Source organism: Nocardia sp. NPDC049220 (assembly GCF_040647855.1).
Taxonomy (GTDB): domain Bacteria; phylum Actinomycetota; class Actinomycetes; order Mycobacteriales; family Mycobacteriaceae; genus Nocardia.
The window spans coordinates 147,138-169,142 of sequence record NZ_JBEZDA010000001.1; the positions used below are offsets into that span (position 1 = coordinate 147,138).

Below are 22,005 nucleotides of genomic sequence, written 5' to 3' on the forward strand. Positions count from 1 at the left end.
CTTCGTGTCGTCAGACGCAGGCACCGAGCATCTCCTCCATGGACTCGCGCACCGCCGCGGCGAGCACGTCGATGTCGGCCATCGCGTCGCGGTCGGCGTTGAGTCCGTAGAAGACGCGTCCGTCGTAGGACGTGATCCCGATACTCGACGCCTGATTGCGCAGCAGTGGCGACACCGGGTACATCTCCAGCATCCGCGCGCCGCCGATGAACATCGGCGTCTGCGGACCCGGCGCGTTGGTGATCACCAAGTTGAACGTGTGCTCTGCGAACGTACTCGCCGCGCGCACGCTCATCGCATGCAGGCTGGCTGGAGCGAACCCGGCCAGATGGACGAGGGTGCGCGCGCGGATGCCGCGCCGCTGTCTGCCGTTGAGTTCGGTGGCGTGTGCGATGTGCGACAACCGCATCACGGGATTCGGCTCGCCGACCGGAAGATCGATCAGGAACGACGACACCTCGGCCTCGGGTTTCAGCTGGTCCCCGTCGCTTCCTTCGACATACACCGACATCGGAACGACTGCCCGCAGCGTGGTCGACTCGGTGAGCGCCTCGCCACGCGAGAGCAGCCAGTTACGCAGCGCACCGGTGACCACCGCGAGGATCGCGTCGTTGATCGAGCAGTTGAAGCGCCCGCGGATCGTGCGGTAGTCCGCCAGATCGGTCCGCACCACATCGAAGCGCCGGTTGCGGGAGGTGCGGGTGTTGAGCGGACTGTCCGGTGCGCCGGTGGCCGCTGTCCGCACCGCCGAGACCACCGAGTCCACCGCGCGCCCCGCCGTGCCGATCACCGCGAAGGCTCCGGCGCTCGCGTCGCGCGCCACCTCCCAAGCCTTGCGCGGCTGCGCGGCGAGATGAGTCAGCGCGCCGACCAGCAGTTCGACATCGCTGGGTTCGCGGGGCGCGATCCAGGCGTCGTCGGCCAGTTCCCGAGGTGAAGGCCCGGTGTCGAGGATCACATGGCCGATCTCCAGCGCGGTATCCCCGTCGACCAGCGCCGAATGCGACTTGGTGAAGATCGCGCAGCGGCCCTCGGACAGGCCCTCGATCAGATGCATCTCCCATAACGGCCTGCTCTGATCCAACGGATACGAGGCGAGTCGAGCGACCAGATCGTGCAGCTGTTCGTCGGTGCCGGGATCAGGGAGCGCCGAGCGCCGGATGTGGTAGGTGATGTCGAATCGGCTGTCCTCGACCCAAACCGGCCGCCCGAGCGCCAGCGGGATCTCGCGCACCCTGCGCCGGTACCTCGGTACCAGCGGGAGCCTGCTCTCGACCAGGTCGACCAACCGGTCGTAGTTCAGGATCGGTGGGCCGGCGCCGTCGCCGGCGTCGGTGCTGCGGACGATCGCGAGGGAGCCGATATGGATCGGATTGCTGCTCGACTCGAGCCGGTAGAACTCCGCGTCTTGCGGCGTCAGTCTCGTGATCACGCTGCCCGGTACTCCTTTTCCCGATGCCGTCCCCATCCATTGTGCTGCCGCATCAGCGGTTGCCTCGCCTGTTGTGGCATATCCGGTGAAATCAGTGCCGCTTCCCCGCCCGGGTGGTCCGTGCCACGCTCTTGCGTTCGAGCTCGAGAACCCGATTCGATCACAGCGGGAAGCAGGATGCACCGTGGACGATCGTACGGTCGCTCAGCGTGTCGGTCGCCGCGCCGGATCTGAGGAACCCCGCCTGTCCACCGCCACCCGGTCGGTGCGTTCAGCCGGGTCGACGTTGTGGGACGGGCACAGCGCGGGATCAATGTTCGTCCACGCTGAGACGACCGCGGGAAACAGGTTCCGGGGCAAGGGATTCGCGGGGAGTTCGCTGTCCGCGTGGACAGTGCCGATGCCGTGCGCAGGTGGCCGGCTTCCCCGGATAGCGCGTCCCGCGGACGGACGCCACCCGCGTCCGGCGCGTACCGTGAGAGAGGGCGTGCTCGTCAGGGGGCGTGACGACCTGGGTGAGGCGGCACATCGCTGCTCGTCGACGCCTACCATGGGTGCCGCATTACCATGAAGCGTGCAGCGGATTCCACGCGACCGTGTGGGTCCGCACACCGGCCCGGGGGGCCGACGAGACGACTGACACACCGACCAGAGGACTGACGAGACCCGTGCCTGCGCTGACACTGACGAGGTTGCTACGGATTGGTGAGGGTCGCATGGTCAAGCGACTGTCGAACTTCGCCGACCAAGTCCTCGACCTCGAGTCGGAATACGAGGATCTCACCGACGCCGAGCTGCGCGGCAAGACCGACGAGTTCCGCGAGCGCTACGCCGACATGGTCGAGGACGGCGAAGTCGACCCGCTCGGCCAGCTCATGGCCGAGGCCTTCGCGGTGGCCCGCGAGGCATCCTGGCGCGTGCTGAACCAGAAGCACTACAAGGTCCAGATGATGGGTGGCGCGGCGCTGCACACCGGCAACATCGCCGAGATGAAGACCGGTGAGGGCAAGACTCTCACCTCGGTGCTCCCCGCCTACCTCAACGCGATCAGCGGTGACGGCGTGCACGTGGTAACCACCAACGATTACCTGGCCAAGCGCGACTCCGAGTGGATGGGCCGGGTGCACCGCTTCCTGGGCCTCGAGGTGGGCGTGATCTTGTCCGGTATGACCCCCGCTCAACGGCGGGTGGCCTACAACGCCGATATCACCTACGGCACGAACAACGAGTTCGGCTTCGACTACTTGCGCGACAACATGACCCACTCGCTGGAAGACCTGGTGCAGCGCGGGCACAATTTCGCCATCGTCGACGAGGTCGACTCCATCCTGATCGACGAGGCGCGCACCCCGCTGATCATCTCGGGTCCGGCCGACGCCTCGTCCAAGTGGTACGCCGAGTTCGCGCGCATCGCCCCGCTGCTGAAGAAGGACCTGCACTACGAGGTCGACATCAAGAAGCGCACCATCGGCGTGCACGAGGCAGGCGTCGAGTTCGTCGAGGATCAGCTCGGCATCGACAACCTGTACGAGGCCGCCAACTCACCGCTGGTGAGCTACCTGAACAACGCCATCAAGGCCAAGGAGCTCTACACCCGCGACAAGGATTACATCGTCCGCGACGGCGAAGTGATCATCGTCGATGAGTTCACCGGCCGCATCCTGGTGGGACGCCGCTACAACGAGGGCATGCACCAGGCGATCGAGGCCAAGGAAGAGGTCGAGATCCAGGCGGAGAACCAGACCCTCGCCACGATCACGTTGCAGAACTACTTCCGCCTCTACGACAAGCTGTCCGGCATGACCGGTACCGCCGAGACCGAGGCCGCCGAGCTGCACCAGATCTACCACCTCGGCGTTGTTCCGATCCCGACGAACAGGCCGATGGTCCGCGCCGACCAGTCCGATCTGATCTACAAGACCGAAGAGGCCAAGTTCGCCGCCGTAGTGGACGACGTCACCGAGCGGCACGAGAACGGCCAGCCGGTGCTGATCGGTACCACCAGCGTCGAGCGCTCGGAGTACCTGTCGAAACAGTTCACCAAGCGCGGCATCCCGCACAACGTGCTGAACGCGAAGTTCCACGAGAAGGAAGCCGAGATCATCGCCGAGGCCGGTCGTCCGGGCGCGGTGACGGTCGCGACGAACATGGCCGGTCGCGGTACCGACATCGTGCTCGGCGGCAACCCGGACATCGTCACTGACGTCCTGCTGCGCAAGCAGGGGCTCGACCCGGTCGAGACGCCCGACGATTACGAGCGGGCGTGGCTGCCTACCTTGGAGCAGGTCAAGGCGCAAACCGCTGAGGACGCGGAGGCGGTTCGCGACGCGGGTGGCCTGTATGTGCTGGGCACCGAGCGCCATGAGTCGCGCCGCATCGACAACCAGTTGCGCGGCCGCTCCGGTCGTCAGGGCGACCCGGGCGAGTCCCGCTTCTACCTGTCGCTGGGCGACGAGTTGATGCGCCGCTTCAACGGCGCAGCGCTGGAAGCGATCATGACCCGGTTGAACCTGCCCGACGATGTGCCGATCGAGGCGAAGATGGTCTCCAAGGCCATCAAGAGCGCGCAGACCCAGGTCGAGCAGCAGAACTTCGAGATCCGCAAGAACGTGCTCAAGTACGACGAGGTGATGAATCAGCAGCGCACCATCATCTACGCGGAGCGCGAACGGATCCTGCGCGGCGAGGACATGGAGGGCCAGGTCCAGAGCATGATCACGGATGTGATCACCGCGTACGTGGACGGTGCCACCGCCGAGGGCTATGTCGAGGACTGGGACCTGGACAAGTTGTGGACGGCGCTCAAGACGCTGTACCCGGTGGGGATCGCCTACCAGGATCTGACCGGCGAAACCGAGATCGGGGAAGCGGGCGAACTATCACGCGAAGAACTGCTCGAGGCGCTGCTGGATGACGCGCACGATGCCTACGAGCGTCGCGAATCCGAGATCGACGGCCTCGCGGGTGTGGGCAGCATGCGCAATCTCGAACGGCAAGTGCTGCTGTCGGTACTCGATCGCAAGTGGCGCGAGCACCTCTACGAGATGGATTACCTCAAGGAAGGGATCGGCCTGCGCGCCATGGCACAGCGCGACCCGTTGGTCGAGTATCAGCGGGAGGGCTTCGACATGTTCACCGCTATGCTCGACGGCCTGAAGGAGGAGTCCGTCGGATTCCTGTTCAACCTCCAGGTCGAAGTGCAGCAGCCGCAGCCGGAAGGCGTCGCGGTCGACCCCGGCCTGCGTTCGCCGGTCGGCGCCATGACCGCGCCGCGCCCGCTGCCCACCGAAGAGGCTCGGGTCGCCAACGGCCACGGCGCCCCAGCCGCCTTGCGCGCCAAGGGCATCGACCAGGCCGGAGCCCGCGGATTCAGCTACTCGGGCCCCAATGAGGGCGGCCGCGCAGAGGTGCACAGCGACGCCGAGGAATACGGTGCCGACACGACCCAGCCCACCCGTCGCGAGCGTCGCGAGGCGGCCCGGTCGGAGGCGAAAGGCACGCGTGCGCCGAAGACCCGCCGTCGGCACTGAGGTCATCGGCTGAGCGCGCAGGCGCCCGGGGATTCCCCGGGCGCCTGCGCTGTCACTGTGCGCGGATCATGAGCCAGTGGTGTGCCGATCACGGCATGGCTGGGAGCTCGATTCAGAATCGATTCCACGGGCAATACGCTTCAACCGCCGCACCCAGGAACAAGAATGGGTAGTCGACGAATTTGTTGGTCTCGTCGGCCAGATAGATCCGATTGCCGGCGGTGTTGCCGTGCTTGTTCAGGTAGTCGCATTCGGTTCGAGCCAGTTCGATGACAGCGTTCTGCATGCTGTAACTGGCGTCCTCGTAGTAGCTTTCGCGCAGGAACTGCCGGTCGGCGCTACTGCGCGCCGGGCTGGAAGTGCCACTCGCCGAACTGGGGTTCGGCGCGGCGATCGCGGTGTGCGCGCCGCCGAAGATCAGCGCGGTGCAGAAGACGCTGGCGATGACGAGATTGCGCATGGGTCCTTCCGGGATCGGAATCGGGTTGAATGAGCTGGTTACTGGCCTGCGGCGGCGGTAGCTCGCGGCGTCCGTCGCTGTCGCTATCGAGACCTGGACCGGGTCATGTCCCCGGACCCCTGTTCTGCGAGCGCGCAGAGCGCAGTTGCATAACCCCTGGTAGCAGCGTATGGACGCTAGCGGAAAACGCTGCGCGGTAGCGAATTTCGCGGACCTTCCGTCGAATCTTTCGGGTGTCGACCTGCCTGGGGTTTGGACTCGCCGCGATCGGCTTGTCCGCAGTCCATCGCCGACCGCCGAAACCGGGAGCCATCCGAACGGTGCACCGCAGCTTGCCGGGCGACCCCGGGCCGAAATCGACGTAGAGCCGGTATGCGCGTTGCCCGAGTTCGCTGACCTGTGCTGCCGTCGCGTAGGAGATGGCGTTCCTCGAAGTCTGGCGGAGAACTCCGGTCCACCGAGTGCCGAAGGGACTGGTCGGGCACGACACTCGGCGGTTCGCGGAATGCGCGTGCGACACGGGGAACGGGGGTAGTTTGCTGGCGTGGACCGCGCGGCTGTCGAAGCATGGGTTGCCGGATACGAACGGGCTTGGCGGGCGCCGGGTACCGAACGGCTCGCTGATCTCTTCACCGCTGATGCCGGATATCTGATTTCGCCATGGGCCGAGCCACTGATCGGGCTGACCTCGCTGGCCGATTTCTGGGCGGGCGGTCGGGACGGGCCGGGCGAGGCGTTCACGATGGAGACCGAGGTGGTTGCCGTGGACTGGCCGAACGCGGTGGTCCGTGTCGAGGTCGAGTACGCGAAGGACGAGCCGTCGCGCTGGCGCGATCTGTGGGTACTGCGATTCGACGGCGACGGGCGCTGCGCCTGGTTCGAGGAATGGCCCTTCGCGCCACGACAGCCCAACGGACACTAGGGCGGCAGCATCATCCGATATGCGCTCGCGGGATTCGCCGCGTTACGACCAACTGTCATTGGAGTTGAGGGCGGTCAACAATATCCGGATGGCGGCCACCCGGCGTTGTTTGCCGGGGAGGTGGTCGAGGGCGCATTCGGGATCGGCAGGTGGGCCGAGATGGGTGCAGCCACGGGGACAGTCGTCGATGGCGGCGGCGAGGTCGTCGAAGGCAGCGATGACATCGTCGGGGTTGATGTGGGCCAGGCCGAACGAGCGGACGCCTGGGGTGTCGATCACCCAGCCGCCGTCGGGGAGGGGGAGCGCCACCGACTGGGTGGATGTGTGTTTGCCCTTGCCGACGCCGGAGACCTCGCCGACCGCCCGAGCCGCCTCCGGCACAAGGCGATTCACCAACGTCGACTTGCCCACACCGGAGTGTCCGATGAGGGCGGTGAGCCTGCCGTCGAGTAGCTCGAGAACCGGCGCCAGCGGGTCGTCGACGCCACCGTAGATGATGGTGAGGTCCAGATCGTCGAAGGACGACGCGAACTCGGAGTCGGCGGCCAAGTCGTATTTGGTCAGGCACAGGATCGGCCGCAGCCCACCGGCATACGCCGCGACCATCGCACGCTCGACGAATCCGGTACGCGGCGGCGGGTCGGCCAAGGCGACCACGATGAACAGCTGCTCGGCGTTGCCGACCACGATCCGCTCGAAGGGATCGGTGTCATCGGCGGTGCGGCGCAACACCGTTGTCCGGTCGGCGACTCGCACGATGCGGGCGAGAGTGTCCGGCTTCCCGGATCGGTCGCCGACCACGTCGACCTGGTCGCCCACCACGATCGGGGTGCGTCCGAGTTCCCTGGCCCGCATCGCCACGATCCGGCGAGCCGGATCACCATCGAGCACACACCCCCAGCGCCCCCGATCGACCGAGACCACCATGGCGGCTTCGGCATCGTTGTGCCGCGGCCGGGTCTTGGTGCGCGGGCGCGAAGTCCGACCGGGCCGGATGCGGACGTCGGATTCGTCGTAGCTGGCGGTCGCGCGTCCTGCCCGGTTCAGTGCGCCGCCCCCGCATCGGATGACGTGGAATCGAGCATCCGCTCCCACAGCGAGACAAAGTTCGGCAGGGTCTTCGCGGTGGTCCCGATGTCCTCGATCTCGACGCCGGGAACCCGAAGGCCGAGAATCGCACCCGCCGTCGCCATGCGGTGATCGGCGTAGGAGTGCCAGGTGCCGCGGTGCAACTCGGCTGGCATGATCTCCAAACCGTCCTCGGTCTCGGTGACCGTGCCGCCGAGTCGGTTGATCTCGGTGGACAGTGCGGCCAGCCGGTCCGTCTCATGCCCGCGCAGATGCCCGATACCACGCAACCGAGACGGGGAGTCGGCCAGCGCGGCCAGGGCCGCGACGGTCGGGGTCAATTCGCCCACGTCGTGCAGATCGATATCGATGCCCGCCAAGCGATCGGGGCCACGCACAGTCAGCACGCTGTCGGAGAACCGCGCCTCAGCGCCCATCCGCACCAGAATCTCGCGGATCACGTCCCCCGGTTGGGTAGTCAGCCGCGGCCAATGCGGAATGCTGACCACGCCGCCGGTGACCGCGGCCGCGGCGAGGAACGGGGTGGCGTTGGACAGATCCGGCTCGACCTCCCAGTCCACCGCTCGGATCGGTCCGGGTTGTACGATCCAGGTCTGCGCTTTGCGGCTGTCCACGGGCGCCTGCACCTGCACGTCGGCACGGCGCAGCATCTCCACGGTCATTTCGATATGCGGCATCGAGGGCAGCGGCTTCCCGTCGTGATGCACGACCAGGCCCTCCTCGAAACGGGCGGCCGACAGCAGCAGGCCCGAGACGAACTGCGACGACCCCGACGCATCGATCGTCACCGTGCCGCCGCGCAGCGCGCCGGTGCCGTGCACGGTGAACGGTAGCGCGTCACCGTCGATATCCGCGCCGAGGCTGCGCAACGCTTGCAGGATGGTGCGCAGCGGGCGGATCCGAGCCTGCTCGTCACCGTCGAATGCCACATCGCCCGACGCCAACGTCGCGACCGGCGGGAGGAAACGCATCACCGTGCCCGCGAGGCCGCAATCGACCGTGCCGCCGCCCAACAGGGCCGGAGTGACGGTCACCGTGTCGCCGTCATCGTCGATACTCGCGCCCAGCGTGCGCAACGCGGCGATCATGAGGTTCGTGTCCCGGCTACGCAGCGCACCAGAGATCGTCGACGGACCGTCGGCAAGAGTCGCCAGGATCAAGGCCCGATTGGTGATCGATTTGGATCCGGGCAGGGTCACGGTCGCGTGCACGGGTACATCGACATGGGGCGCTGGCCAGAAAGTCACTCGTCCATCATCGCCCATCGGTTGTGTTGGTTCGGCAGCGCCTGCGGCGCCGCGGGTTCGCGAGCCCGGCCGCGAACGGGCGATGCTCGATCTCGCTTCGCTCGGAAGTGATGGTTGAGCTGGTTGGGGTGGATTTGGTCGGCAGTGCCTGGGTGTTGGGAGTGTGCGGCTTGTCGTTACTTGTGGCGTCCGTGCAGCAACGGCACCAGTTTACGCAGCAGCTTCATGGTGAAGGCGGTGCGAGAGTAACTCAGCAGCGCCAGGCCAGGGATGGCGAAGCGCTGCCGTGCGATCGAGTGCGAGCGCACGAATTCCCGCAGGCCGGGCTCGCCGTGGATGCGACCGATGCCGGAGTCTCCGACGCCGCCGAAGGGAAGGCCGGGAATGGCGGCGAAGGCGAGTACCGAATTCACCGAGGTGGCGCCGGTGCGCAGCCTGCGTGCGATCGCCAGGCCGTTCTGCTTCGAATACACCGCCGAGGACAGACCGTACTTGGCGTTGTTGGCCAGTTCGACCGCTTCGTCCGCGCTGTTCACGGTGCGGATCGTGACCGTGGGGCCGAACGTCTCCTCGCGCACCGCCTCGGCGTTCTCGTCCACGTCCACGAGCACGACCGGCTCGATGAACGGGGCCTTGACGGACTCGAGTCCGCCGAGCACGGCGGTGCCCCCGTTCTCCAGTGCGTCCGCGATGTGGCGGCGCACGACGTCGACCTGGCTCGGCATAATCATCGGGCCGTAGGCGGCCTTGTCGTCGGAACCGGGCCGGATGACGCTGAGGATGCGGGTGACCTCGGCGATGAACTCCTCGCGCACCGCCCGATCCACGTACACGCGCTCCACGCCCGCACAGGTCTGTCCGCTATTGGCGGTGGCGCCCCAGGCGACCGCGTCGGCAGCGGCCTTGATGTCGGCATCGGCCGCGACGATCACCGCGTCCTTGCCGCCGCACTCCAGCAGGACAGGGGTGAGATTCTCCGCCGCGGCGGCCATGATCCGTTTGCCGGTGGCGGTGGAGCCGGTGAAGGCGATCTTGTCGACGTCCGAGTGCACCAGCGCCGCGCCCGTGCGGCCGTAGCCGTTGATCGTGCGGAACACGCCCTCGGGCAACTCCGGGTTGGCCTCGGCGAACGCGTCGGCGAGAAAATTGCCGACGCTCGTGGCGAATTCGCTCGGCTTGAACACCACGGTGTTGCCCGCGGCCAGCGCGTAGGCGATCGAGCCGTTCGGCGTGTAGACGGGATAGTTCCACGGTCCGATCACGCCGATGACGCCGAGCGGGCGTTGTTCGATCCGCGCGGCGAAGTTCGACATCAGCGCGCCGGGAAAGACGGTTTTTGGGGCCAGCGCCTTCTTGGCATTCTTGGCCGCCCAGGCGATGTGCTCGAGCGCGAGCGTCAGCTCCAGGTAGGCGTCGTCGAGTGGTTTGCCGTTCTCGGCGTGGATCAGCGCGCAGAACGTCTCAGAGTTCTGCACCAACTTGCTCGACCAGCGCAGCAGATGCGTGCGCCGCGCGTCGAAACTCAGCGTGCCCCAGGTGGCCGCCGCCGCACGAGCCTTGGCGACCGCCGCGGTCACCGCAGCGTCGTCGGCGATGACGTGCCTGCCGATCACCTCGCCGGTCGCCGGATTGACCGACGTGAGCGCCGTATCGTGGTCGGCCGGTGTGGTGTCGGTGGATGTCACGATGGTTCTCCTTTTGCCGTCTGCGGGGCAGGTTCGTGCGCACGCACCACGGACGGGCGCGGTCGACCACCCATGCCCTGAGAGAATGTTATGCCAGAACTCTCAGGCAGTCACCTGGCTACGGACCAATTGTCCCCGAGATTGTCGGTCACGGGTGGGAGTATCGGGATATGTGCGGACGATATGCGACCACCACCGACCCGGGCAGGTTGGCGGTCGAGTTGGATGCGATCGATGAAACCGGTGCCACCGGTGACCAGGGCGCCTTCGCCAACTACAACGTCGCCCCGACCACCCAGATCCTTACCGTCGTCGAGCGGCACGAGCACGGACGCACCGACGATGAGCCGGCATTGCGCGTCCGACGCATGCGCTGGGGACTCATTCCAGGCTGGACCAAGACCGCCGAGCCCGGCGTCCCGGTGAAGGGCAAGCCGCTGTTCAACGCCCGCGCGGATAAGGCGGCCGGCGCCCCCTCGTTCCGTGACGCGGTGAAATACCGGCGCTGCCTGGTGCCGATGGACGGCTGGTACGAGTGGGTCGTCGAGCCGGACGCCGCCGGTGCGAAGGGCAAGGTCGCCAAACATCCGTACTACATGGCGAACGCGGACGGTTCGCGGCTGTACATGGCAGGTTTGTGGTCGGTGTGGCGTGATCGTGCCAAGTCGGAGAGCGAACCGCTGCTGTCCTGCGCCATCCTGACTACCGATGCGATCGGCGATCTGACTCGCATCCATGACCGGATGCCGCTGCCCATGCCGAAACAGCACTGGGAGGCTTGGTTGGATCCGGATCACCCGGCGCCGGCGAGCCTGTTGGCGACGCCTGGTGCCGAAGTGGTTGCGGGTATCGTGGCGCGGCCAGTGCCCATGCTGGTCAACAGCGTGCGCAACAACGGGCCGGAATTGCTTGCCCGGGTGACGGATCAAGCCGAGGCCGGGCAGATCGGTCTGCTCTGATCCGCCCCGCCTCGGGCGCGGAACCGGGCAACCGAACTGCCCAGTTCCAGATCAGCGACTCACAACTTGCACTTCACGCTCGGGGTCGCGATGTTCAATCCGCACTTGATGATCCCGGTAATGAGGTCGATGACCTTGGTGGTGACATTCCCGCCGAGTTTCTCTGCTTTCTCGGAACTGTCGTCCTTCTTCGAACTACTCCCGCCGCTTTGAGCGCCATGGGTGCCCTCACCGGCGAAGGGGTAGTCGCTGACCTGCGTGAGCGACGGAGTGTTCGGTGCGGCGGCGGCCTGCGGGCCGAGCAATGTCATCGAACCGAGAGCCAAGACGACAGCTCCGAACAACGCGACGATCATGGTGCGCAAACGCTGCTGCGCGGACATTCGCATCACCTCTTCGAGTCGAATGAATCTGGCCAGTTCAGTAACGCATAGATCAAGCTCGATCGGGCCGAATCACACGGATGTGACCGGTGCTGTCACCGCGGCGGTGAGCCGGATCAGGTCGGCGGGCGCCAACTCGATCTCCAGTCCGCGCCGCCCCGCGCTGCACAGCACCCGATCCCAGGACAACGCCGAGGCGTCGATCACGGTGGGCAGCGACTTCCGTTGACCGAGCGGGGAGATCCCGCCGAGTACATATCCGGTCGTCTTCTCCGCCCGTGTCTTGTCGGCCATACCCGCCTTCGACGCACCGAGCGCCGCTGCGGCGGATTTGAGCGACAACGTATTCGGCACCGGGAGCACCGCCACCGCGAGCGAGCCGGTGGCCAGCTCGATGACGAGAGTCTTGAAGACCTGCTCGGCGGCAACCCCCAGTTCGGCGGCCAGCGCGTCGACCGCCTCGGCGCCGTAGGAGTCGGCGCGCGGATCGTGTTTGTAGGCGTGCACGCGATGGGCAACCTTGGCCTGGGTCAGGGTGCGGATCGCCGGGGTCGAGGCTGCTGCCATGGCGGAAACCTTAGCGGTGTGACCCCGGAGGCCGGCAACGGGAATCTGGCGCATCACCGTGGTCACGGGAACACCGCGCGGCCTGCACATGTTGTAGCGGATACATCACGATCGGAGGGCGTTTCCACCGCCCCGTCGTGCGTGAGCAAACTTTGATGAACGACGTGAAGGAGATGTCGGTGCCCGTTCTGCTCGACGAACGTCCAGTGCCGATTGTGGCGTCACCGACCGAAGCCGGGTTCTCGCTCGATATGCCGTTGCCGGTAGATTTGGCTAGTACGGCGATCGAAGGGACAGGTGTGACGAGCGACGATGACGTGGTGACCGGCGATGTCGCCGCGGTCGACGATGCCGAGCTGGCACAGCGATTCGAGCGGGACGCGCTCCCGTTGCTCGACCAGCTCTACGGCGCCGCGCTGCGCATGACCAGGAACCCGGCCGACGCCGAAGACCTGGTACAGGAGACCTACGTCAAGGCTTTCCAGGGATTCAAATCCTTCAAAGAGGGCACCAACCTCCGTGCCTGGCTATATCGCATTCTGACCAACACCTACATCAACTCCTACCGCAAGAAGCAACGTCAGCCCGCGCAATACCCGACCGACGAGATCACCGACTGGCAGCTGGCCGCGACAGCCGAGCACACCTCGCAAGGGCTGCGCTCGGCCGAGGTCGAGGCGTTGGACGCACTGCCGGACGACGACATCAAGACCGCGTTGCAGGAACTGCCGGAGGAATTCCGGATGGCGGTGTATTACGCGGACGTCGAGGGCTTCCCGTATAAGGAAATCGCCGACATCATGGGCACCCCCATCGGTACGGTGATGTCCCGGCTGCACCGGGGTCGCAAGCAACTGAAAGGTTTGCTCGCCGATGTGGCGCGCGAGCGTGGATTCAACCGTTCGGGGGAACGCCAGGAGGTCAAGCAGTGAGCGAGCGGAGCGAGCGAACCACACACGCAGCCACTCCGGTGGTGACGACGGAGTCCGGCGCCGACGAGGTGACGTTGTGAGTACCGAGCGGGACCCCGACCTCGAGCTCGACTGCACGGCCGTACTCGCCGATGTGTGGTTGATGCTGGACGGCGAATGCGACGACAATACTCGTGCTCGGTTGCGCCACCACATGGAACACTGCAGTCCCTGCATCGAGGCCTACGGCATCGAAGAGAAGATCAAGGGTTTGCTCAGCCGCAAGTGCGGCGGCGACCGTGCGCCGGATTCGCTGCGCGAACGGCTGACCATCGAGATCCGGCGATCGATCAGGGTTATCGAGAGCACCGTGGACAGCCCGGAGTAGTTCGGCTGGAAAATGCCGAGCGGCACGCCTTCCCAGCGGGGGAGGCGTGCCGCTCCGTGCTCTCGGCCGAGCGTTTCGCTCAGGCGTTGGGCCGCTTGCCGTGGTTGGCCGCATTGCCCTTCCGGCTACGCTTCTTACGTCCGCGCTTACCCATGTGTAGTCTCCCTTCTCGTTGAGGGCCAGTATTTCACGTGTGGTTGGCTGTAGTTTCAGCGGATGCTGGCCAACGAGTGAATGGGGTGCCATGGCCGAGGAAGTACTCGCCGAGCTGGTATCGGTCGTCTATCAGGTGGTTGTCACGGAAGGCGACGAGGTGCAAGAGGGTGACACCCTGGTGATCCTCGAGTCGATGAAAATGGAGATCCCGGTGCTCGCGGAGTCCGGCGGCACGGTGACCGCGGTCGGTGTCAAGGAAGGTGACGCGATCAAGGCCGGTCATGTGATCGCCGTCATTTCCTGATCGTTTGCGGCGGTAGACCTTCATGGCGACTCTGAGCGAGCTTCTGGCCGAGCACACCGATCTCCCCGGTGTCGCGGTAGATCATCTGCAGCGTGTGGTGGGTGATTGGCAATTGCTCGCCGATCTGTCCTTCGCGGATCTGCTGCTGTGGGTCGGCGCGGGTCCGGTGTCCGAGGGCGCCGACATCGTGTGCGTCGCCCAGTGTCGCCCCACCACAGCGCCGACCGTGCACCAGGAGGACCTGGTCGGCATGCTTGCCCTGCGCGACGACCATCCCCAGGTGATCGACGCGCTGCTGACCGGCAATATCGTGCGCGCGGACAGTGATGTCGAGGCCTCCGGCGTCTATCATCCGCGCCCGGTGCACGCGGTCCGCGAGGCCATCCCGGTGCGGTGTGGCGAGGACGTGATCGCGGTGCTCAGCCGCGATACCGATCTGCAACGCTCCCGGGTGCGCAGCTCACTGGAGATCGCTTACGTCGCTTGCTCCGATGACTTGTGCCAGATGATCGCCGACGGCACCTTCCCGACCACCGAGGACCGTGCCGCGACGCATTCCAGCCCCCGCGCCGGGGACGGTTTCATCCGGCTCGATACCGAGGGCATCGTGGTCTACGCCAGTCCGAACGCCCTGTCGGCCTACCATCGGATGGGGTTGCAGGCCGACCTCGCCGGGCAGGATCTCGCTGTCACCACCCGCTCGCTGATCACGGACCCGTTCGACGCGCAGGAGGTGGTCGGCGATATCCAAGCCGCTCTGGCCGGCCGGACCGGACGGCGCATGGAAGTGGAGGCGCGCGGCGCGACCGTGCTGCTACGGACCCTTGTGCTGCGTCCGCACGGTGAACTGGCCGGCGCGGCAGTGCTGGTCCGCGATGTCACCGAGGTCAAGCGGCGCGACCGCGCGCTGCTCAGCAAGGACGCCACCATCCGTGAGATTCACCATCGGGTGAAGAACAATTTGCAGACCGTCGCGGCCCTGCTGCGTCTGCAGGCTCGCCGTACCGAGAACGAGGAAGCGCAGGTCGCGCTCACCGAGTCGGTGCGCAGGGTCACCTCGATCGCGTCGGTACACGAGATGTTGTCGATGTCGGTGGACGAAGAAGTCGATCTCGACGAGGTTGTCGATCGCTTGCTGCCGATCATGGCCGATGTCGCGACCGTGCACACCGCCCGCATCAAGGTGCGCCGCGCCGGCTCACTCGGGGTGTTCTCCGCGGAACGCGCGACCCCGCTGGTGATGGTGCTGACCGAACTGGTGCAGAACGCCATCGAGCACGCTTTCGATTCCGGTGAGAACGGCACCGTCACCATCCGTTCCGAACGCTCGGCCCGCTGGCTCGATGTGATCATCAGCGACGACGGCCGCGGCCTTCCCCCCGGTTTCAGTCTGGAATCTTCCGACCGCCTCGGCCTCCAAATCGTCCGCACCCTGGTCACAGCCGAGCTGGGCGGTTCCATCGGTCTACACCCCGGCGCCGATATCGGCACCGACGCAGTCCTGCGCGTCCCCCTCGGCCGCCGCTCCGCTCGCTGACCCGGGCAACCGCCGCTGACCCGTGCGGTGGCGCCACACGCGAGACCGGCTCACTCGACTACGGAGATCGGACCGCCCTTTTCGTTCTCGTCCGGAGTCGAGGCCGGTGTCCGAGCCGCCTATTCCAAGCCCGCGGAGTTTGTCGTGCCGAGTTCGGCCCGGTCGTTGCCTCGCCGCGAGCCCCCCACGCCGAGATCGAAGCGGCATCAGTCGGATTGTGCAGGAGCCAACCAAACAACCCCCAACAACGCTCGCGTCGCTTCCCATCTGGCGCGGGCGTCTGGCACAGGCCACCCTCTCAGCCGATGGTCACCGAACGAGAGTCCTGCCGATCCACGCGATCGCCGCATTGGACGCGCTCCGGTCCCTCGCGCGACAGGCCGCCGGTATTCCGAAGGTGATCACGCGGCCGTAGTACACCAACGTGTGGATTCGGTGATCAGCGTCGGCCGCTGACGCGCTTGCCGAGAACAGTGTCCGACCAACCGGTTCCGATTTGTCCCAATGCCGCCCGGGTGGATGTCCTTGCCGCACATGCTGCCTGGATACAGACCCGCGCGGTCACATCAACGCAATCGGCTCCCCGCAGCCGACGAGCCGTCCGCAGCCCGACGAGGAGCACCCGCGCATCAACCGCGTGGGTGCCCGGACCGCCAGGTTACAACTTCCAGCAGGTAGTGAATACGCCGCGATCGGGACCGGTGGGCTCTGGCACGTCGCGCCGGCAGCCAAATCTCAGCACCCCCGCGGCCATCCATTCCTCCACCGCTCGCGGACAGCGTCCGACCACCAGCTCTGAGATCACCCGACTTCCGCTCCGAAAGTCATCTCCGACACGAAATGGCGAATTCCCCTCACCCGCAACGAGCCGCGCGGCGCCCCTGACCATCTTCGCTGCCCCCGCCACAATCCCCCTATGCCAACGGAACCGCTTGGCAAACAACAACTTCTGAGGGTAGTGAGACCGAGCATTCCCCGTTCGCGGCCCGACGCGAGCCACAAAGGGGCCGCGAACAGCGCAGCGCCGCAGGCACTGCCGAACAACACAGCTGCCGAACAACACAGCTGCCAAAAACAAAGAGCCCGGCACCTCGTGGGTGCCGGGCTGAAATGCGTTACCGGGCCGGGCTGAATGGCCCGGTAAGGCTGATCGTCTCGCTAGACGACGGTGCGGGTGCGGGTGCGCGCGTTGCGACGCTTGAGCGCCCGGCGCTCGTCCTCGCTCATACCACCCCACACACCGGCATCCTGTCCGGACTTCAGGGCCCAGGACAGGCAGTCGGCGGTTACGGGGCAGCGAGCGCAGACCAGCTTGGCATCGGCAATCTGCGCGAGCGCCGGACCACTGTTCCCCACCGGGAAGAACAGCTCGGGGTCCTCATCGCGACAGATGGCCTTGTGGCGCCAGTCCATTCCTCTGCTCCTTTGCTGGGCGCCGCAGACGGCGCCGATGGTTTGTGGATCGTTCACTTGTGCGACTCGAATGTTTCCGCACGGTTGCTTGTGAATGCTTTCACGAACACCGTAGATGTCAATAGCCACGCGGTGCACCGTGGGGAAGCTCACGCTCTCTAGCTCCTATGGGGAGCCAACCCGGTCCTTTGTACTCGCTCTACTCGGTTTTTGCAGCACAACCACGATGTTTTTTTGTGATCTTTCGCGGTCAGTTCGGCTGCGGTGCGACGACACTCAGGACGTTGGGCATCGAGGTGAAATCCACCACGTTGCGCTTCCCGATGAAGTCGCCATCGATTTGCAGGCCGATGGGCTCTGTGCTCTCGATGCGTACGGCGGGAACGTCGTCTTCGCGAAATAATCTGCGGGATTTGGGCTTTCCGGCGGCGGCGAGAAGTTGACGCGCGAGTAGGAGGGTGCGGACCACTGCCATCGAGCGCACGGCGAACACGCCGAGTCCTGTCTCGAATCGGGTGTCCGGGTTGGTGTGTACCGGCGTGGCGTTCAGGTAGGTCCATGGTGTCGTGTTCGTTACGAAGGCGTAATGAACACCCTCCACGGCCGGGCGGCCTGGGATCTCGATCCGAACGGTCGGTTCTTTGCGCCGGGCTCGGAAGAACTGTCGCACGGTTGTTCGAATGTAGCGCGCGGGGGTGGCGGCGTGGCCATCGGCGCGACTGGCGTCGATGGCCTCGCAGACGTCGGCATCCAGGCCGACGCCCGCGCTGAAGCAGAACCAGCGGTCGTCAGCCATGCCGAGGCCGATGCGGCGGTCCTTGTCCAGCGTGAGCAGGTCGATGAGCTGGTTGGTTGCGGTGACCGGGTCGGGTGAGATGCCCAGTGCCCTGGCGAAGACGTTCGCCGAGCCGCCGGGGATGACACCGAGGCGGGGCAGCCAGGCCTGGCCGTCGTCGAGTTCGGGCAGCGGCAGGAAGCCGTTGATGGTCTCGTTGACCGTCCCGTCGCCGCCGTGCACGACGATCAGATCCATTTGGTTGGTTGATGCCCATTGCGCCAGTTCGGCGGCGTGGCCGCGATGCTGGGTGTGCGCAACGGTCAACTGGGTGCGGCTCTCCAGTGCGTGCGCCAACAGGTCCCGGGTCGCCGGTGTAGTCGAGGTGGCGTTCGGGTTCACGATCAGCAACGTCCGCACGTTCGCAGCCTAGTTGGCTCCGCGCGCGCGCCGGAAACGGCGAAGGAGACCACCGGTCCGCCGATCGCGTTCGCCTGCCGACGCCACAGCGGTGTCCCGCTGGTTCGAGTCGTACGCTTGCCGCGTGAGCGAGCGTCAGCGAGTGTATCGAGGATACGGTGCGCGATCGCGCCCGACGGAGCCGAGCCCGAGTGGTGCGCAGTCGTGAGTGACCGAGGTACGAATTCGGTGAGTGTGCCGACGACGGTGCGTGCCGCCGGCGCTCTGGTGACGCTGGAGGGTGTGGTCGCCGCGGTCGTCGTGGTCGTACTGATCGTGCGTGGGGTGGCCGGCCATGACCAGAGCGCGGCGAGCGGGTACGGCACCGCCGCCTGGTTCGGCATTCTGGGCGGCGCGGTATCGGCCGCGGGCGTCGGGTTGCTGCTCGGGAAGCGCTGGGGTCGCGCGATCGCGGTCATCGCCCAGTTGCTCCTGCTTCCGGTCACCTGGTCGTTGCTGACCGATTCGCATCAGCCCGTCTACGGCGCGCTGCTCGGCACTGTCGCGGTGGTCGCACTGGTTCTGCTGTTCGCGCCGCCGTCGATCCGCTGGCTGGCGCAGGATTACGGGGCTGAACCGGAGTAGTCCGGCCCGAAGCGAGGCGAGGTCTGCGTGGACCTTTGTGCGTGTAACGCCGCACGGCAGAGGTGGTCGGCATGCCTGGTGGTCTCGGGCAGCCGGAAGTGTGGGGTGATGGCCAGCACCTGCGCGCAGGCGGTGTCCAGGTCGATGCGGTGTCCGACGGACACGAAGACCGGTTTCACCGCGGTCCGGGTGCGCAGTGCGCGTCCGACGATCTCGCCGTCGATGGTGATATCGGTGCTGGCGCCGCGTCCCCGGCCGGGCTGGGCGTAGTCGCCCCATGCGGTCTTCGCGACGCCGATCGTCGGCACACCGGTGAGTAGTCCGATGTGGCAGGCCAGCCCGAAACGGCGCGGGTGCGCGAGCCCCTGCCCATCGCAGACCAGCAGGTCCGGTGCGGTGTCGAGTTCTGCCAGGGCGGCGAGGGTGGTCGGGATCTCGCGGAAGGCGAGCAGGCCGGGCACGTACGGGAAGGTGGTGACGCCGTGCGCGACCGCGGAGGTAACAGGTTTCAGCGTGGTGGCATCCAGTACGACGACCGCCGCGGCGACGGCGCCGGTGCTGTCATAGGCGGAGTCGACCCCCGCCACCGTGCGGAACCGTGTGCCGGGCCCGCCGACCGGATCGACCTGCGGTCGCAAGTCGTCTTGGATCGCCATGGCCGCCGCGGCGGTCGTCGGCCAGGGATGGTGATCGACCCGCGCGAGCCATGACATCGCTCGAACCGTTACCGGGACTCGGCGGCCAGCGCGCCGAGGGCGGCGCCGGCGAGTCGGTAGCCGACCCACTCGTCCTGAGCTACCGCACCGATCGATTCGTAGAAGTCGATCGAGGGCGTGTTCCAGGTCAGCACCGACCAGGCGACCCGGCTGTAGCTGTTGTCGACGGCTTCCTTCGCCAGCGCCGCCAACAGCGCCTTGCCGTAGCCCTTGCCGCGGGTCTCCGGCTTGACGTAGAGGTCCTCCAGGTAGATGCCGTGCACGCCATCCCAGGTGGAGAAGTTGAGGAACCAGATGGCGCAGCCGACCAGATCCGTCCGCTCGGCGACAACGTGGGCGAAGACCTTCGGTTGCGGCCCGAACAGTGCGGCGTTCAGGTGCTCGGTGGTGACCGTGCATTCGTGCCGGGCCTTCTCATATTCGGCCAGGTCGTAGATGAGAGTTACCAGCGCGGGTACGTCGGAGGGGACAGCACGACGCAGCACGGCGTCGCCCGAGCCGAGGGCGGGTGAGGCGGCGGCCGGGTCGGTGGCGGTGGGGCCGGATCGGGTCACAATGTCGCTCCGTCGGGTACCAGGTTGTGTTCATGGATGGTTCGCACGTCGTGTTCGTAGCCGAGCACGGTCAGCGCGCCGGTCGACATCGCGAAGCGGCGGCCTTCCCGCACGCCGAATTCGGCCCACCGGGCAATCAACGCCCGGGAGAAGTGGCCGTGCCCGACCAGCACGATATCGCGCTGCGGCAGGACGTCCCGCATCGAGGCGAGCACCCGGTCGGCTCGCGCGCACACCTCATCGGCGGTCTCGCCATCGGGGACGTCGCCAGTCCAGATCGTCCAACCGGGCGCGGACTCGCGGATCTGCGGGGTGGTCAATCCTTCGTAGGCGCCGTAGTCCCATTCGACCAGGTCGTCATCGACCGTGGCATCGGCGAGCCCGGCCAGCGCAGCGGTCTGCACCGCGCGATGCCGCGGGCTGGTCAAGGTGCGCGGGTTTCGCAGCCGCAGCGCGATCAGGAGGGAACCCGCCGCCCTGGCCTGTACCTCGCCGCGTTCGGTGAGCGGCAGATCGGTGCGGCTGGTGTGCCTGCCCTGCGTGGACCAGCTGGTCTCGCCGTGCCGGAGCAGGACAACGCGGGCGTCGTCGAGTGCGGACATGAATCCATCATGGGCTATCCGATGATCACGGTGTGTCGCGGTCGGGAGCGATCCGACGCACCGCTCGCCCGGTGCCGGATCAGCCGAGGGCGACGAGTTCGGTACCGCGTTTCTCCAGCACAGTCGTGCCGACTGCCGCCAGCGAGAGGGGGGATCCGTCGTACTGGCTGCGCGTCACAGGGATTCGTCCCACTTCGGTGCCCGAAGCGGGATCGAGAACGGCGATCGCGCCCGTCGTAGGCAGCAACAGCTTGCCCGCCATCAGAATGGGCGCGCCGAGGGCTCCGCCCGCGGTCCACAGCGGGTCGAAGGTGCCACCGTTCAGGGCGATCACGCTGTTGCCGGTGAACACCAGGTAGGCCGAGCCGATCCGGGTCGTCGTGGTCTGCTCGCTCAGCGGTGCCGAAAGCTCGTGCGTCGCAATCGGATTCGCGTTCCCGTCGTATACGGCCAGCCGCGGGGGGAGCTTGTCCGCGCCCGCGGTGGTGGCCGGCAGAGACAGAACGATCCGGTTGTCGGATACCGCGACCACCACCGCCTCGGGGGAGTCGGTGCCGGGACCGGTCAAGACGTGCGAACCGAACTCTTCGGGCACGGTGTTGTCCTTGGGCGCCGGGTTGAGCACGGTCAGTCGGTCGGCCGGGTCGGCGGGGCAGCGTTCGAGCACAGCGAGCCGGGACGGGCTGGAACCCGCCGACAGCAACGCGCAGCCCTTGCGCGGTTGGGTCTTCACGTTCACCGGTGCGTCGACGAAGCCGTACTCCAGAGTGCGGACCAGATCCGAGCGCCACATCTCCAGCCGCTGTGGGCCCTGCGCGAGGACATAGGTCCCATCGACCGACAGTCGCAGGTCCGGATCCATGTAGCTGCTGCGCGCGGTCCGCCGGGCGCCGCTGTCGCCGGCGAGCAGTGTCGCCTGGCTACAGCCGCGGTGGTCGCGATACACCGCGACCACCATGCCGAACTGGCCCTCGATCCCGCACAGCGGCATATCGCGCCGGTACTTCCACAGTTGGTCGCCGGTGTGCGGGTCGCGCCCGGTCACGGTGCCGTCGTCACCGGTCACCACGACGCCGCCGGACACGAGCGCTCGCGCGCTCGCGTTGTCCGGCGCGCGCCACAACTCGCGCAATGCGCCGGGCAGCTGATCTGCCGCTGCCGGGGTCGGCACACTGGTCGGCGCGGTAACCGATTCGGTACCGCGAGCGTCGCCGCGCGCCCACACCACGACCCCCGCGACCACCAGGAGAACCACGATGGCTACGGCGGCGGTGATGTCGGCGCGCGTCCGCCGCTCGGGTGCGAGCACGAATGCGAGACTAGCGGATCCG

General features: G+C 66.7%; 21 protein-coding genes. 8 read left to right on the plus strand and 13 right to left on the minus strand.

Annotation, left to right across the window (positions count from 1 at the left end; translation table 11 throughout):
- Positions 1-10: 10 nt before the first annotated feature.
- Positions 11-1,432, minus strand: coding sequence for a wax ester/triacylglycerol synthase family O-acyltransferase (locus AB0C34_RS00630; RefSeq protein ID WP_357065861.1), 1,422 nt, complete (start codon positions 1,430-1,432; stop codon positions 11-13).
- A 668-nt stretch (positions 1,433-2,100) separates the two neighbouring features.
- On the opposite strand from AB0C34_RS00630, the gene secA reads away from it, so the two are divergent.
- A complete protein-coding gene (gene secA, locus AB0C34_RS00635; protein ID WP_357065864.1) occupies positions 2,101-4,962 on the plus strand; it encodes a preprotein translocase subunit SecA in 2,862 nt (953 codons plus the stop codon).
- A gap of 112 nt (positions 4,963-5,074) precedes the next feature.
- Here secA and AB0C34_RS00640 read toward each other — a convergent pair whose 3' ends face one another.
- Positions 5,075-5,422, minus strand: a complete 348-nt coding sequence (locus tag AB0C34_RS00640; protein WP_357065867.1) for a DUF732 domain-containing protein — start codon at positions 5,420-5,422, stop codon at positions 5,075-5,077.
- Positions 5,423-5,966: 544 nt separating this feature from the next.
- On the opposite strand from AB0C34_RS00640, the gene AB0C34_RS00645 reads away from it, so the two are divergent.
- Complete coding sequence (locus AB0C34_RS00645; protein WP_357065870.1) at positions 5,967-6,344, plus strand: nuclear transport factor 2 family protein; 378 nt, start codon at positions 5,967-5,969, stop codon at positions 6,342-6,344.
- A 42-nt stretch (positions 6,345-6,386) separates the two neighbouring features.
- On the opposite strand, the gene rsgA is transcribed toward AB0C34_RS00645, so the two are convergent.
- From rsgA to AB0C34_RS00660, 3 genes are all read right to left on the minus strand, one after another.
- Positions 6,387-7,391 (minus strand): ribosome small subunit-dependent GTPase A, encoded by a 1,005-nt coding sequence (rsgA, locus tag AB0C34_RS00650; protein WP_357068368.1) that lies wholly within the window; start codon positions 7,389-7,391, stop codon positions 6,387-6,389.
- Positions 7,388-8,698, minus strand: a complete 1,311-nt coding sequence (gene aroA / locus AB0C34_RS00655) for a 3-phosphoshikimate 1-carboxyvinyltransferase (protein WP_357065872.1) — start codon at positions 8,696-8,698, stop codon at positions 7,388-7,390. The genes rsgA and aroA overlap by 4 nt, the downstream gene beginning before the upstream one ends.
- 158 nt (positions 8,699-8,856) lie before the next feature.
- Positions 8,857-10,365, minus strand: coding sequence for an aldehyde dehydrogenase family protein (locus AB0C34_RS00660; RefSeq protein WP_357065875.1), 1,509 nt, complete (start codon positions 10,363-10,365; stop codon positions 8,857-8,859).
- 170 nt (positions 10,366-10,535) lie between these two features.
- Here AB0C34_RS00660 and AB0C34_RS00665 point away from each other — a divergent pair, with 170 nt between their 5' ends.
- A complete protein-coding gene (locus AB0C34_RS00665; protein ID WP_357065878.1) occupies positions 10,536-11,324 on the plus strand; it encodes an SOS response-associated peptidase in 789 nt (262 codons plus the stop codon).
- 59 nt (positions 11,325-11,383) lie between these two features.
- Here the strand turns inward: AB0C34_RS00665 and AB0C34_RS00670 are convergent, their stop codons facing one another.
- Entirely contained in the window at positions 11,384-11,707 is a 324-nt protein-coding gene (locus tag AB0C34_RS00670) for a hypothetical protein (protein ID WP_357065881.1), read from the minus strand.
- Positions 11,708-11,779: 72 nt separating this feature from the next.
- The gene (ybaK, locus tag AB0C34_RS00675; protein WP_357065883.1) at positions 11,780-12,274 is read right to left on the minus strand and encodes a Cys-tRNA(Pro) deacylase; all 495 of its coding nucleotides are present in this window, start codon (positions 12,272-12,274) and stop codon (positions 11,780-11,782) included.
- Between the two features lie 251 nt (positions 12,275-12,525).
- Between ybaK and AB0C34_RS00680 the strand changes: the two genes are divergently transcribed.
- The 4 genes from AB0C34_RS00680 (at position 12,526) to AB0C34_RS00695 (ending at position 15,570) form a co-directional block, all read left to right on the plus strand.
- A complete protein-coding gene (locus AB0C34_RS00680) occupies positions 12,526-13,206 on the plus strand; it encodes a sigma-70 family RNA polymerase sigma factor (RefSeq protein WP_357068370.1) in 681 nt (226 codons plus the stop codon).
- A gap of 76 nt (positions 13,207-13,282) precedes the next feature.
- Positions 13,283-13,573 carry a mycothiol system anti-sigma-R factor gene (gene rsrA / locus AB0C34_RS00685; RefSeq protein ID WP_357065886.1) on the plus strand — a complete coding sequence of 97 codons (291 nt, stop codon included), beginning with the start codon at positions 13,283-13,285 and terminating at the stop codon, positions 13,571-13,573.
- A 244-nt stretch (positions 13,574-13,817) separates the two neighbouring features.
- The gene (locus AB0C34_RS00690) at positions 13,818-14,033 is read left to right on the plus strand and encodes a biotin/lipoyl-binding carrier protein (RefSeq protein WP_357065889.1); all 216 of its coding nucleotides are present in this window, start codon (positions 13,818-13,820) and stop codon (positions 14,031-14,033) included.
- Between the two features lie 22 nt (positions 14,034-14,055).
- Entirely contained in the window at positions 14,056-15,570 is a 1,515-nt protein-coding gene (locus tag AB0C34_RS00695) for a histidine kinase N-terminal domain-containing protein (protein WP_357065891.1), read from the plus strand.
- A gap of 1,158 nt (positions 15,571-16,728) precedes the next feature.
- Here AB0C34_RS00695 and AB0C34_RS00700 read toward each other — a convergent pair.
- A complete protein-coding gene (locus AB0C34_RS00700) occupies positions 16,729-16,983 on the minus strand; it encodes a WhiB family transcriptional regulator (RefSeq protein ID WP_011211115.1) in 255 nt (84 codons plus the stop codon).
- A gap of 250 nt (positions 16,984-17,233) precedes the next feature.
- Positions 17,234-18,178 (minus strand): diacylglycerol kinase family protein, encoded by a 945-nt coding sequence (locus AB0C34_RS00705; RefSeq protein ID WP_357065894.1) that lies wholly within the window; start codon positions 18,176-18,178, stop codon positions 17,234-17,236.
- Between the two features lie 234 nt (positions 18,179-18,412).
- Between AB0C34_RS00705 and AB0C34_RS00710 the strand changes: the two genes are divergently transcribed.
- A complete protein-coding gene (locus tag AB0C34_RS00710; RefSeq protein ID WP_357068372.1) occupies positions 18,413-18,802 on the plus strand; it encodes a hypothetical protein in 390 nt (129 codons plus the stop codon).
- Here AB0C34_RS00710 and AB0C34_RS00715 read toward each other — a convergent pair.
- The 4 genes from AB0C34_RS00715 to AB0C34_RS00730 all read right to left on the minus strand — a co-directional run bounded on the left by AB0C34_RS00715 (position 18,781) and on the right by AB0C34_RS00730 (position 21,983).
- The gene (locus tag AB0C34_RS00715; protein ID WP_357065897.1) at positions 18,781-19,515 is read right to left on the minus strand and encodes an endonuclease V; all 735 of its coding nucleotides are present in this window, start codon (positions 19,513-19,515) and stop codon (positions 18,781-18,783) included. The genes AB0C34_RS00710 and AB0C34_RS00715 overlap by 22 nt on opposite strands.
- 11 nt (positions 19,516-19,526) lie before the next feature.
- A complete protein-coding gene (locus AB0C34_RS00720; RefSeq protein WP_357068374.1) occupies positions 19,527-20,003 on the minus strand; it encodes a GNAT family N-acetyltransferase in 477 nt (158 codons plus the stop codon).
- 65 nt (positions 20,004-20,068) lie between these two features.
- Positions 20,069-20,674 carry an acid phosphatase gene (locus AB0C34_RS00725; RefSeq protein WP_357065900.1) on the minus strand — a complete coding sequence of 202 codons (606 nt, stop codon included), beginning with the start codon at positions 20,672-20,674 and terminating at the stop codon, positions 20,069-20,071.
- Positions 20,675-20,753: 79 nt separating this feature from the next.
- Entirely contained in the window at positions 20,754-21,983 is a 1,230-nt protein-coding gene (locus AB0C34_RS00730; protein WP_357065902.1) for a PQQ-binding-like beta-propeller repeat protein, read from the minus strand.
- Between the last annotated feature and the right edge of the window lie 22 nt (positions 21,984-22,005).

Coding starts and splice junctions, on each gene's coding strand:
- AB0C34_RS00640 (WP_357065867.1), bottom strand. CDS start 5,422: ATGCGCAATCTCGTCATCGCCAGCGTCTTCTGCACCGCGCTGATCTTC.
- aroA (WP_357065872.1), bottom strand. CDS start 8,698: ATGGGCGATGATGGACGAGTGACTTTCTGGCCAGCGCCCCATGTCGAT.
- AB0C34_RS00665 (WP_357065878.1), top strand. CDS start 10,536: ATGTGCGGACGATATGCGACCACCACCGACCCGGGCAGGTTGGCGGTC.
- AB0C34_RS00670 (WP_357065881.1), bottom strand. CDS start 11,707: ATGTCCGCGCAGCAGCGTTTGCGCACCATGATCGTCGCGTTGTTCGGA.
- ybaK (WP_357065883.1), bottom strand. CDS start 12,274: ATGGCAGCAGCCTCGACCCCGGCGATCCGCACCCTGACCCAGGCCAAG.
- AB0C34_RS00680 (WP_357068370.1), top strand. CDS start 12,526: ATGCCGTTGCCGGTAGATTTGGCTAGTACGGCGATCGAAGGGACAGGT.
- AB0C34_RS00690 (WP_357065889.1), top strand. CDS start 13,818: ATGGCCGAGGAAGTACTCGCCGAGCTGGTATCGGTCGTCTATCAGGTG.
- AB0C34_RS00695 (WP_357065891.1), top strand. CDS start 14,056: ATGGCGACTCTGAGCGAGCTTCTGGCCGAGCACACCGATCTCCCCGGT.
- AB0C34_RS00700 (WP_011211115.1), bottom strand. CDS start 16,983: ATGGACTGGCGCCACAAGGCCATCTGTCGCGATGAGGACCCCGAGCTG.
- AB0C34_RS00715 (WP_357065897.1), bottom strand. CDS start 19,515: ATGTCATGGCTCGCGCGGGTCGATCACCATCCCTGGCCGACGACCGCC.
- AB0C34_RS00725 (WP_357065900.1), bottom strand. CDS start 20,674: ATGTCCGCACTCGACGACGCCCGCGTTGTCCTGCTCCGGCACGGCGAG.